Genomic DNA, 11,613 nt, shown 5'->3' on the forward strand with positions numbered 1-11,613 from the left:
GTACGTACGGGCCGCGGCGGACCGGCTCAGATCTTGGCGAGGACCTGGGTCAGCAGCTCGCCCATGCGGACGGCGGAGTCACGGCCGGCCTGGAGGACTTCCTCGTGGTTCAGCGGCTCGCCGGACAGGCCCGCCGCCAGGTTCGTCACCAGGGAGATGCCGAGCACCTCGGCGCCCGCCTCACGGGCCGCGATGGCCTCCAGGGTGGTGGACATGCCGACCAGGTCGGCGCCGAGGACGCCGGCCATGCGGACCTCGGCCGGGGTCTCGTAGTGCGGGCCGGGGAACTGGGCGTAGACGCCCTCCTCCAGCGACGGGTCGATCTCCTGGCACAGCTGGCGCAGGCGCGGCGAGTACAGGTCGGTGAGGTCGACGAAGTTGGCGCCGACGATCGGGGACGTCGCCGTCAGGTTGATGTGGTCGGAGATGAGGACCGGCTGGCCCGGACGCATGCCCTGGCGCAGGCCGCCGCAGCCGTTGGTCAGCACGATGGTCTTGCAGCCCGCGGCGGCCGCGGTGCGCACGCCGTGCGCGACGGAGGCGACGCCCCGGCCCTCGTAGTAGTGGGTGCGGCCCAGGAAGACCAGGGCGCGCTTCTGGCCGACCTGGTACGAGCGGACCTTGCCGCCGTGGCCCGCCACCGCCGCGCCGGTGAACCCGGGCAGCTCGGTGAAGGGGAACTCGGCGGCCGGCGCGCCCAGCGCCTCGGCGGCGGGCGCCCAGCCGGAGCCCATCACGAGGGCGACGTCGTGGGTCTCGGCACCGGTGAGCTCGCGCAGGCGCGCGGCGGCGGTGTCGGCGGCGGCGTACGGGTCGCCCTGGATGTGGTCCGGAGTAACAGATGCGTTCACGCGTTTGAGAGTAGCCGGTCACGTCCTACGCGCGTAGATGCTGATGGTCACGGGAATGCGATCGTTGTCTTGTCGTTTCCGACGAGAGCGCTCCGCTGGGGTGCGGGATCAATCGTTCGCGGCGCCGTTGCGGCTGGTCGTGCCGTTCTTCGTCTGCGGGCCGGTGGCCGCTTCTCGCGCAGTTCCCCGCGCCCCCTGAGGCATGCGCTGCGCGCAGCCTCCCCGCCGTTGATGAGATGCCGCACGAAGTGCGCATCTCAGGGGCGCGGGGAACTGTGCGACCAGCCCCCCACCGGGCCGCAGTCGAAGTGCATACGCACTCAGCAAGGCCGCTTGCGCAACTCCATGACGTAGTCGTGGGGGGCGCCGGCCGATTCGGCTGCGTCGGCGATCTCGCCCAGGTAGCGCGCGGAGGGCAGACCGCCCTCGTACCCGTTCAGTACATAGACCCAGGCGGGCTCCTCGCCCTCCAGGGTGTCGATACGGACCCGCATGCGCCGGTATATGTCGAGCCCGACACCCTCCCAGCGGTCCATGGAGTCCTCGTCCATGGGGGCGATGTCGTACAGCGCGACGAAGGTCTGCGAGCGCGGCGACTCCACGATGGTGGCCAGCGAGCCCTCCCAGCCCATCTGCTCGCCCCCGAACGTCAGCCGCCAGCCGGTGAGCCAGCCGGTCGAGCGCAGCGGCGAGTGCGGGGCGCGGCGGCTCATCAGCCGCGCGTCGAGGTTGCCGGCGTACGCGGCGTAGAGCGACATGGGTCCGAGGGTACGACAGGGACGGCCGGGAGCTCGGGTGAAGTCCGTACCAGGGAGGATCCGCGGCACGCACCCCGGCAGGACACGCCATTGTTGCGTGCGGGACAATGGGGCATGTGACTCGGATCGTGATCATCGGTGGCGGACCTGGCGGATACGAGGCGGCACTGGTGGCCGCCCAGCTCGGCGCGGAGGTGACCGTCGTCGACTGCGACGGTCTGGGCGGTGCGTCGGTGCTCACCGACTGCGTGCCGTCGAAGACCCTGATCGCGACGGCCGAGGTGATGACCACCTTCGACTCTTCGTACGAGGAGTTGGGGATCATCGTCGAGGACGACACCCCGGACCCGGACTCCCCGGCCCGTGTCGTCGGCGTCGACCTCGGCAAGGTCAACCGCCGGGTGAAGCGCCTCGCGCTCGCCCAGTCCCACGACATCACCGCCTCCGTCACGCGTGCGGGCGCGCGCGTGCTGCGCGGCCGGGGCCGTCTCGACGGCCAGCAGGACCTCGACGGCTCCCGCAAGGTGATCGTCACGGCCGCCGACGGCAAGGAGGAGACCCTCACCGCGGACGCGGTGCTCCTGGCGACCGGCGCCCACCCGCGCGAGGTCCCGGACGCGCAGCCCGACGGCGAGCGGATCCTGAACTGGACGCAGGTCTACGACCTCGACGAGCTTCCCGAGGAACTCATCGTGGTCGGATCCGGTGTCACCGGCGCCGAGTTCGCCGGCGCGTACCAGGCGCTCGGCTCGAAGGTCACCCTCGTCTCGTCCCGCGACCGCGTGCTCCCGGGCGAGGACCCGGACGCCGCCGCCGTCCTGGAGGACGTCTTCCGGCGCCGCGGCATGAACGTCATGGCCCGCTCCCGTGCCGCCTCCGCCAAGCGCGTGGGCGACCGCGTCGAGGTCACCCTCTCCGACGGCCGGGTCATCTCCGGCACCCACTGCCTGATGGCGGTCGGCGCGATCCCCAACAGCGAGGGGCTCGGTCTGGAGGGCGCCGGGGTCAAGGTGAAGGACTCCGGTCACATCTGGACCGACAAGGTCTCGCGCACGACCGCTCCTGGCGTGTACGCGGCCGGAGACGTCACCGGCGTGTTCGCCCTGGCGTCCGTGGCCGCGATGCAGGGACGCATCGCGATGTACCACTTCCTGGGTGACGCGGTGGCCCCGCTGAACCTCAAGACGGTCTCGTCGAACGTCTTCACCGACCCGGAGATCGCGACCGTCGGCGTCTCGCAGGCCGACGTGGACGGCGGCAAGTTCGACGCCCGCGTCGTCAAGCTGCCGCTGCTGCGCAACCCCCGCGCCAAGATGCAGGGCATCAGGGACGGCTTCGTCAAGATCTTCTGCCGCCCCGGCACCGGCATCGTGGTCGGCGGAGTGGTCGTCGCGCCCCGCGCTTCGGAACTGATCCATCCCATCTCGATCGCGGTCGACAACAATCTGACGGTCGAGCAGATCGCGAACGCGTTCACGGTCTACCCCTCGCTGTCCGGATCGATCGCCGAAGTGGCCCGGCAGCTGCACACGCGCAAGCTCGCCGAAGAGGGCTGATCCCGGCCCGTGGGCAACCGCGACCTGCCCGTTGTCACGGTGCGTCGCGGCCCATGCGGGAGGCATAGGCGGGGAGGGTAGGCACCCCGCCCTGCGTATACCACTTCCGGGGGTCTGGCATGAACAGAATCTGTAATTCGGCGCAAACTGCTGAAACCAGACGGTCGTTGGGGTTACTGTCAGTTTCGTGTTCGCTGCAGAACGTCGTCAATTGATCCTCGAAATGGTGCGAGCCAACGGGGCTGTATCGCTCCGTGAACTCGCCCGCGTCGTCCAGACCTCCGAAGTGACCGTGCGGCGGGACGTGCGCGCACTGGAGGCAGAAGGACTCCTCGACCGCCGGCACGGCGGTGCGGTATTGCCGGGCGGATTCACGCGGGAGTCCGGCTTTCCGCAGAAGTCACATCTCGCGACCGCAGAAAAGACGGCCATCGCCGATCTCGCCGCGGGTCTCGTCGAAGAGGGCGAGGCCATCGTGGTGGGCGCGGGGACGACCACGCAGGAGCTGGCCCGCCGGCTCGCGCGTGTGCCGGGCCTGACCGTCGTCACCAACTCGCTCCTCGTCGCCCAGGCGTTGGCACACGCCAACCGGGTCGAGGTCGTCATGACCGGTGGCACGCTGCGGGGTTCCAACTACGCCCTGGTGGGCAGCGGGGCCGAGCAGTCCCTGCAAGGGCTGAGAGTGTCGCGGGCGTTCCTGTCCGGGAGCGGCCTGACGGCCGAGCGCGGCCTGTCCACGTCCAACATGCTGTCGGCGTCGGTGGACCGGGCGCTCGTCCAGGCCGCGGCCGAGGTCGTGGTCCTCGCCGATCACTCTAAGTTGGGTACCGACACCATGTTTCAGACGGTGCCCACCGATGTGATCACACGCCTGGTCACCGATGAGCCGCCCGCTCATGACGACCGCGCCGCCACCGAGTTGCAGGCGCTGGCCGATCAGGGGGTGCAGATCGCTGTCGCGGGGGCGTCGGCCGCCGGGGGTGGTGAGCAGGCTCCGGCGCGGCAGTCGCGCCGGGACGTTCCCCTGCCCGTCCAGCGCCGTGGCCAACTCCCGGGCGGGGGACACCCCCTGCGCAGCGCCGCCCCGATGGACCCCGGCCCGGAACGCTCAGCAAGGGTCGCCGACCTACGGCGCCGCTGAGGGGCGCGGGGAACTGCGCGACCAGCCACGACGGACGCGCACCCGGCAACGGACCCGGGGCTCCGCCCCGGACCCCGCTCCTCAATCATCCCCCAGACTTCGTCCGGGGGGACCCCCAGGGGGCTTGAATGAGCGGCGCTGCTGCGGTGCCGCCAGGGGCGCGGGGAACTGCGCGCTCAGGTGCCGGAGGGGCCTGATTGGGTGATGCCCCGGAGCGTCAGGTTCAGCAGACGGTCGGCCAAGCCCGGGTCCGACGGTGTCTCCTCAGCGGCCAGCGCAATCGCGTTGGTCAGCTGCATCAGATCCGTGATGGAGACGTCCCCGCGCACGGCGCCCGACTCCTGGGCCCGTGACAGGAGCGCCTGCCCCGCCTCCCGCATGGGGGTACTGCACGGGGCGAGCGCCGAACTCGCGTCCTGCGAGGCCGACATGAGGGCCCGCGACAGGCCGCGGTACTCACCGGCGTGGGTGATGATGTCCCGCAGCCATGCCACGAGCGCGGAGCACGGCTGCGGGGCGTCGAGCAGTGCCCGGGACCGGTCGAGCAGTTCGGTCACGGCCTCTTCGAAGACGGCGCTCATCAGCGCGTACCGATTCGGGAAGTGCCGGTACAGGGTGCCGATACCGACCCCGGCGCCGCGCGCCACGTCCTCCAGGGACGCCCCTGTCCCGTGCTCGGCGAACGCCGTACGGGCGGTGGCGAGCAGCCGCTCGTAGTTGCGGCGCGCGTCCGCGCGCAGGCGACGGGCACCGGCGTGCGCGGTGTCGGACGTCATGGGGCCTCCCAGGATGCGGGCCTTCAAGGATGCCTGATCGTTCGGGTACGACGGCGAAGCGCCCGCCGGCCCTCTCAGGGGGCCAACGGGCGCTCGGTACAACCGGGTCGGACCGTCAGTCCTTGATCTCGCAGATGGCGGCGCCGGAGGTGAGGGAGGCGCCGACCTCGGCTGACAGGCCCTTGATGGTGCCGGACTTGTGCGCGTTGAGCGGCTGCTCCATCTTCATGGCCTCCAGGACGACGATGAGGTCGCCCTCCTTGACCTCCTGGCCCTCCTCGACGGCGATCTTGACGATCGTGCCCTGCATCGGGGAGGCGAGGGTGTCGCCGGAGGCGGCCGGGCCGGACTTCTTGGCCGCGCGCCGCTTGGGCTTGGCACCGGCGTTGAGCCCGGTGCGGGCCAGCGACATGCCCATCCCGGCCGGGAGGGAGACCTCCAGGCGCTTGCCGCCGACCTCGACGACGACGGTCTCGCGGCCGGCCTCGTCCTCCTCACCGTCCACCGCGGGCGCGGCGAACGGCGGGATGTCGTTGGCGAACTCGGTCTCGATCCACCGGGTGAAGATGGTGAACGGCGCATCCGAGCCGGTCAGTTCGGGGGCGAACGCCGGGTCGGTGACCACCTTGCGGTGGAACGGGATGGCGGTGGCCATGCCCTCGACCTCGAACTCGGCCAGCGCCCGGGCGGCCCGCTCCAGGGCCTCCTTGCGGGTGCGGCCGGTCACGATCAGCTTGGCCAGCAGCGAGTCCCAGGCCGGGCCGATCACGGACCCGGACTCGACGCCCGCGTCCAGGCGGACACCGGGGCCCGAGGGACCGTCGAAGCGGGTGACGGTGCCGGGCGCGGGCAGGAAGCCGCGGCCCGGGTCCTCGCCGTTGATGCGGAACTCGAAGGAGTGGCCGCGCAGTACCGGGTCGCCGTAGCCGAGTTCCTCGCCGTCGGCGATGCGGAACATCTCGCGGACCAGGTCGATGCCGGCGACCTCTTCGGTGACCGGGTGCTCGACCTGGAGGCGGGTGTTGACCTCCAGGAAGGAGATCGTGCCGTCCGCGCCGACCAGGAACTCCACCGTGCCGGCGCCGACGTAGCCGGCTTCCTTCAGGATCGCCTTGGACGACGAGTAGAGCTCGTCCAGCTGGGCCTGGCTCAGGAACGGGGCGGGGGCCTCCTCCACCAGCTTCTGGTGGCGGCGCTGCAGCGAGCAGTCACGGGTGGACACGACGACCACGTTGCCGTGGGAGTCGGCCAGGCACTGGGTCTCCACGTGCCGGGGCTTGTCCAGGTAGCGCTCCACGAAGCACTCGCCGCGGCCGAACGCGGCCACCGCCTCGCGCACCGCGGAGTCGTACAGCTCCGGCACCTCCTCGAGCGTGCGGGCGACCTTCAGACCGCGCCCGCCGCCACCGAAGGCGGCCTTGATCGCGATCGGCAGACCGTGCTGCTCGGCGAACGCGACGACCTCGTCGGAGCCCGAGACCGGGTCCGGGGTGCCCGCGACCAGCGGGGCACCGGCGCGCTGCGCGATGTGCCGCGCGGCGACCTTGTCACCCAGGTCGCGGATGGCATGCGGCGGCGGACCGATCCAGGTCAGCTCCGCGTCCAGCACGGCCTGGGCGAACTCCGCGTTCTCCGACAGGAATCCGTAGCCGGGGTGGATGGCGTCCGCGCCGGAGTCCTTGGCTGCCTGGAGCACCTTGGCGATGTCCAGATAGCTGGTGGCCGGGGTGTCACCACCCAGCGCGAAGGCCTCGTCGGCCGCGCGGACATGCAGAGCGTCCCGGTCCGGATCGGCATAGACGGCAACGCTCGCGATCCCTGCGTCCCGGCACGCCCGGGCCACGCGGACAGCGATTTCGCCACGGTTGGCGATGAGCACCTTGCGCACGATGGCTCCCTCCTTGAAACAAGCCGAGTTTAGGGACAGCCGACACGGCCTTACGACCCGTCCCCAATGGTGAGCTTGCCCACACAGAGTGTGACTCGAGGGCTGCTCGGTCCCGGAAATCCCTTGTTGCGCCTGGCTGAAGGGGATCCCTCGGTGGAACCCTATCCCCGCTGTGTGGTCTAGGTCTCTGTGAGACCGCGCTGCGGCCGGTCGGCTTTCTTTGTGGAGTCCCTACGAATGGCCCAACGATTCTTTGCCTTCGCCAGAACCCTTGTCCGGACGTTTACCCGTTAGTAGCGTTCGCGATGTCACGACGTACTCGCAGTAACAGGCGATGGCTCAGGGGAAAGTGGGTGGGGCCGGTGGCCCGCAGGCCGGTGGCGTGGGTGGCCGCGATCGTGCTCATCGCGGAGGCGCTCGGAATCGCCTTCCTGAACTGGTTCCTCGGCCTTGTGGTCGACAACCAGAAGATGTCTCTGGCCGGTCTCGATCCGCGTGCGATGACCATCGGCGCGTGGGTCGCGGGCGGCGTCTTCGGCCTCTACCTGGTGCTGGGCGCCGTGGTGCTGCTGCGCGCGGCGATCACCGACCGTGCCCCGGGCGGCTTCGGGCGGATCCTGCTGGTCAGCGTGGCCGTGGTGCACGCACTGCTCGGGGCATTCGTCATCGGCCCCGTCGGCTGGCCCGCCTTCGTCGCCATGATGGTCGTACTCGGCCTCGTCGTGCTGTCGCTGGTCGCCTACGACCGGCGGGAGAACGGCCCTGTGGACGGCAGGCCCGGCCCGCCCGCGCCGCCGTCCGGACCCGCTAGCTCTCCTGAGCCCACAACTCCGTAACACTGACGTCCAGTTGCGCCAGCAATCGGCGCAGCAGCGGCAGCGACAGGCCGATCACATTGCCGTGGTCGCCGTCGATGCCCTCGATGAAGGGCGCCGAGCGGCCGTCGAGGGTGAAGGCGCCCGCGACGTGGAGGGGCTCGCCCGTCGCCACGTACGCGGCGATCTCCGCGTCGCTCGGCTCGCCGAACCGGACCACGGTGGACCCGGTGCCCGACGCGTACCGGCCGGACGCCGTGTCGTAGACGCAGTGGCCCGTCTGAAGGGTGCCCGCGCGGCCGCGCATCGCCTTCCAGCGGGCCGTGGCCTCCTCGGCGTCCGCGGGCTTGCCGAGGGCCTCGCCGTCCAGGTCGAGGACCGAGTCGCAGCCGATGACCAGGGCGCCCTGCGCATCGGGCCGGGCGGCCACCACGGAGGCCTTGGCCTCGGCGAGGGCGAGCGCGAGCTCGGCGGGGGTCGGGGCGGTCACGGCGTCCTCGTCGAAGCCGCTGACGACGACCTCGGGCGCGAAACCGGCCTGCCTCAGCAGACCGAGGCGGGCGGGGGACTGGGAGGCCAGGATCAGGCGGCGGGACGGCGTCATGGGAGTCAGCGTATAGAACCGCCGACCTCTCACAGCACGCCCAGCAGAAACATGATCAGGACCATCGCGAGCGCCAGCACGACGCTCGCGCGCCGCAGCATCACCTGCGTCGCGCGAAGCTCCTCGGGGGGCTTGTCCTCAGGGTCAGACCACAGCACGACACCGATACTGCGACGCGCTCGCGCGGGGCGCCTGAGTACGCGTACTCAGGCGCCCCGCACAGACGGACTAGTTCGTTCCGGCAGGCTGCTCAGGCGGGCCAGTACGTGCGCGACCAGCTCGCCGGGCCCGGGGCGGGCAGCCGGTGGCGGGCGATGCGGGAGGGGTCGGCCCACGCGTCCCGTTCGGCCGCGGCCGGCGGGGCCTCCGGCTCCGCCGCGGCCCGGGCCTGGACCACCGCCAGTGCGGCGGCCAGCTCCTCGGGGGTCGGGTTTCCCCGGACGACCTTGATCATCATGGGTGATGGCTCCCTACGGTCCGCAGACGGTCCAGACGGTCTAGAGGGGGATGTTGCCGTGCTTCTTCGGAGGCAGGCTCTCCCGCTTCGTACGCAGCTGGCGCAGGCCCTTCACGACGTGGGCGCGGGTGTCGGACGGCAGGATCACCGCGTCGACGTAGCCGCGCTCGGCCGCCGTGTAGGGGTTGAGGAGCGTGTCCTCGTACTCCTGGATCAGACGGGCCCGCGTCTCCTCGACGTTCCCCTCGGCCTCGGCCGCCGCGATCGTCTTGCGGTGCAGGATGTTCACCGCGCCCTGCGCGCCCATGACGGCGATCTGGGCGGTGGGCCAGGCCAGGTTCAGGTCCGCGCCCAGGTGCTTGGAGCCCATCACGTCGTACGCGCCGCCGAACGCCTTGCGCGTGATGATCGTGATCAGCGGGACGGTCGCCTCCGCGTACGCGTAGATCAGCTTGGCGCCGCGCCGGATGATGCCCTCGTGCTCCTGCTCGACACCCGGCAGGAAGCCGGGGACGTCGACGAAGGTCAGCACCGGCACGTTGAAGGCGTCACACGTGCGGACGAACCGCGCGGCCTTTTCGCTCGCGTGGATGTCGAGACAGCCGGCGAACTGCATCGGCTGGTTGGCGACGATGCCGACCGGGCGGCCCTCGACGCGGCCGAAGCCGGTGAGGATGTTCGGCGCGAACAGCGCCTGCGTCTCGAAGAACTCGGCGTCGTCCAGGACGTGTTCGATCACCGTGTGCATGTCGTACGGCTGGTTGGCGCTGTCCGGGACGATCGTGTCCAGCTCCCGGTCCTCGTCCGTGACGGCCAGCTCGGCCTCCTCGGGGAAGGCGGGCGGCTCGCTCAGGTTGTTCGAGGGCAGGTAGGACAGCAGCGACTTGACGTACTCGATGGCGTCCTTCTCGTCGCCCGCCATGTGGTGCGCGACGCCGGAGCGCGAGTTGTGCGCCCGCGCGCCGCCCAGCTCCTCCATGCCGACGTCCTCGCCGGTGACCGTCTTGATGACGTCGGGGCCGGTGATGAACATGTGGCTGGTCTGGTCGACCATCACCGTGAAGTCGGTGATCGCCGGGGAGTACACCGCGCCGCCCGCGCACGGGCCGACGACCAGGCTGATCTGCGGGATGACGCCCGAGGCGTGGGTGTTGCGGCGGAAGATCTCGCCGTACATGCCCAGCGCCATCACACCCTCCTGGATGCGGGCGCCGCCGGAGTCGTTGATGCCGATGACCGGGCAGCCGGTCTTCAGCGCGAAGTCCATCACCTTCATGATCTTCTGCCCGAAGACCTCGCCGAGCGCCCCGCCGAAGACCGTGAAGTCCTGCGAGAAGACGGCCACCGGGCGGCCGTCGACCGTGCCGTAACCGGTCACCACGCCGTCGCCGTACGGCTTGTTGGCGTCCAGGCCGAAATCGGTCGAGCGGTGCCGCGCGAACTCGTCCAGCTCCACGAACGAGTCCTCGTCCATCAGCAGGTCGATCCGCTCACGGGCCGTCAGCTTGCCCTTGGCGTGCTGCTTCTCGACGGCGCGGGCCGAACCCGCGTGGGTCGCCTCGTCGATCCGGCGCCGCAGATCCTCGATCTTGCCTGCGGTGGTGTGGATGTCGGGCTTCTCTTCCAACTCGGACATCGGGATGCGGCTCCCTGCCTGGACGGTTCGGGGGTGGGGGACGGTGCGGTGGCTACTGACTCGTAGCGTAGTGGCGCGAATACGGCTCGGCAGTGCGGCGTTTGCCACACCTACGCTGGGTTGCATGACGCCGCGAGATGGTTCAGACATGCACGGGAACAACCGCTGGTCGGACCTGGACCGGCCACCGCTGGGCCAGGCGGGGCTGCGCCGCTCCCTCCTGCGCGGGGACGGACTGTGGTCGTCCCTCGAAGTGGTGCCCCGTACCGGTTCCACGAACACCGACCTGGTGACCCGGGCGTCCTCCGGCGCCGTCGCCGAGGGGGCCCTGCTGATCGCCGAGGAGCAGAGCGCGGCGCGCGGGCGGCTCGACCGGCGCTGGTCGGCTCCGCCGCGCTCGGGGCTGTTCTTCTCCGTGCTCCTCAAGCCCGGCGAGCACGAGGTGCCGGTGGAGCGCTGGGGGTGGCTGCCGCTGCTCACAGGGGTGGCGCTCGCCACGGCGCTGTCCTCGGCGGCCGGTGTCGACACCGCGCTGAAGTGGCCCAACGACCTGTTGCTCACCGTCGGCGGCGAGGAGCGCAAGGCCGCCGGCATCCTCGCCGAGCGGGCCGGGTCCGATGGCGTCGTGGTCGGGATCGGGCTGAACGTGTCGCTGCGGGAGGATGAGCTGCCGGTGCCCACCGCGGGGTCGCTGGCGCTGGCCGGGGCCAAGGTCGTCGACCGGGAGCCGTTGCTGCGGGCCGTTCTGCGGTCGTTCGAGCGCTGGTATCTGGAGTGGTGCGCCGCGCAGGGGGATCCGGGGCTGTCGGGGTTGCAGGCGACGTATGCCGCCGGGTGCGCGACGCTGGGCCGTTCTGTGCGGGCTCAGTTGCCCGGGGGGCGGGACCTGGTCGGGGAGGCGGTCGCCGTGGACGGTGACGGTCGCCTGGTCATCGCGGGCCCCGACGGCACCCGGGAGCCGGTGTCCGCCGGCGACATCGTCCACTTGCGCCCGGCGTAACCGGTTTTTGTCGGTCGTCCGCGGGCCGGTGGCCGCTTCTCGCGCAGTTCCCCGCGCCCCTGAGATGCGCACTTCGTGCGCCATCTCATCGGGAGGCTGCGCGCAGCGCATGCCTCAGGGGCGCGGGGAAC

At 70.9% G+C, this 11,613-nt stretch carries 11 protein-coding genes and 1 pseudogene; 4 read left to right on the top strand and 8 right to left on the bottom strand.

What is annotated here, in order from left to right; all coding sequences use genetic code 11:
• Positions 1 to 26: 26 nt before the first annotated feature.
• Positions 27 to 851, bottom strand: coding sequence for a purine-nucleoside phosphorylase (locus ACFVDP_RS12155; RefSeq protein WP_383487267.1), 825 nt, complete (start codon positions 849 to 851; stop codon positions 27 to 29).
• Between the two features lie 320 nt (positions 852 to 1,171).
• Positions 1,172 to 1,609 carry a gamma-glutamylcyclotransferase gene (locus tag ACFVDP_RS12160; protein ID WP_383487268.1) on the bottom strand — a complete coding sequence of 146 codons (438 nt, stop codon included), beginning with the start codon at positions 1,607 to 1,609 and terminating at the stop codon, positions 1,172 to 1,174.
• Between the two features lie 65 nt (positions 1,610 to 1,674).
• On the opposite strand from ACFVDP_RS12160, the pseudogene ACFVDP_RS12165 reads away from it, so the two are divergent.
• Positions 1,675 to 3,165: pseudogene (locus tag ACFVDP_RS12165) on the top strand (NAD(P)H-quinone dehydrogenase); the annotation flags it as partial.
• A gap of 223 nt (positions 3,166 to 3,388) precedes the next feature.
• Positions 3,389 to 4,306, top strand: a complete 918-nt coding sequence (locus tag ACFVDP_RS12170; RefSeq protein ID WP_383487373.1) for a DeoR/GlpR family DNA-binding transcription regulator — start codon at positions 3,389 to 3,391, stop codon at positions 4,304 to 4,306.
• A gap of 176 nt (positions 4,307 to 4,482) precedes the next feature.
• On the opposite strand, the gene ACFVDP_RS12175 is transcribed toward ACFVDP_RS12170, so the two are convergent.
• Together ACFVDP_RS12175 and ACFVDP_RS12180 are read right to left on the bottom strand one after the other, a co-directional pair.
• Positions 4,483 to 5,082, bottom strand: coding sequence for a TetR/AcrR family transcriptional regulator (locus ACFVDP_RS12175; RefSeq protein WP_383487270.1), 600 nt, complete (start codon positions 5,080 to 5,082; stop codon positions 4,483 to 4,485).
• A gap of 115 nt (positions 5,083 to 5,197) precedes the next feature.
• On the bottom strand, positions 5,198 to 6,970 hold the full coding sequence (locus ACFVDP_RS12180) for an acetyl/propionyl/methylcrotonyl-CoA carboxylase subunit alpha (protein ID WP_383487272.1): 1,773 nt from the start codon (positions 6,968 to 6,970) through the stop codon (positions 5,198 to 5,200).
• Positions 6,971 to 7,323: 353 nt separating this feature from the next.
• Between ACFVDP_RS12180 and ACFVDP_RS12185 the strand changes: the two genes are divergently transcribed.
• On the top strand, positions 7,324 to 7,806 hold the full coding sequence (locus ACFVDP_RS12185; protein WP_383487275.1) for a hypothetical protein: 483 nt from the start codon (positions 7,324 to 7,326) through the stop codon (positions 7,804 to 7,806).
• Here the strand turns inward: ACFVDP_RS12185 and ACFVDP_RS12190 are convergent.
• From ACFVDP_RS12190 to ACFVDP_RS12205, 4 genes are all read right to left on the bottom strand, one after another.
• The gene (locus ACFVDP_RS12190; RefSeq protein WP_383487376.1) at positions 7,778 to 8,398 is read right to left on the bottom strand and encodes a nucleoside triphosphate pyrophosphatase; all 621 of its coding nucleotides are present in this window, start codon (positions 8,396 to 8,398) and stop codon (positions 7,778 to 7,780) included. The two genes, ACFVDP_RS12185 and ACFVDP_RS12190, sit on opposite strands and share 29 nt — an antisense overlap.
• 20 nt (positions 8,399 to 8,418) lie before the next feature.
• On the bottom strand, positions 8,419 to 8,547 hold the full coding sequence (mmpB, locus tag ACFVDP_RS12195) for a morphogenic membrane protein MmpB (RefSeq protein ID WP_383487278.1): 129 nt from the start codon (positions 8,545 to 8,547) through the stop codon (positions 8,419 to 8,421).
• Positions 8,548 to 8,639: 92 nt separating this feature from the next.
• Positions 8,640 to 8,846 (bottom strand): acyl-CoA carboxylase subunit epsilon, encoded by a 207-nt coding sequence (locus tag ACFVDP_RS12200; RefSeq protein ID WP_383487281.1) that lies wholly within the window; start codon positions 8,844 to 8,846, stop codon positions 8,640 to 8,642.
• A gap of 40 nt (positions 8,847 to 8,886) precedes the next feature.
• Positions 8,887 to 10,482, bottom strand: a complete 1,596-nt coding sequence (locus ACFVDP_RS12205) for an acyl-CoA carboxylase subunit beta (RefSeq protein ID WP_383487284.1) — start codon at positions 10,480 to 10,482, stop codon at positions 8,887 to 8,889.
• Between the two features lie 124 nt (positions 10,483 to 10,606).
• Between ACFVDP_RS12205 and ACFVDP_RS12210 the strand changes: the two genes are divergently transcribed.
• Positions 10,607 to 11,482 (top strand): biotin--[acetyl-CoA-carboxylase] ligase, encoded by an 876-nt coding sequence (locus ACFVDP_RS12210; protein ID WP_383487287.1) that lies wholly within the window; start codon positions 10,607 to 10,609, stop codon positions 11,480 to 11,482.
• Positions 11,483 to 11,613 lie beyond the last annotated feature (131 nt).

The sequence above is a fragment of the Streptomyces sp. NPDC057694 genome (assembly GCF_042799415.1).
Lineage (GTDB): Bacteria > Actinomycetota > Actinomycetes > Streptomycetales > Streptomycetaceae > Streptomyces.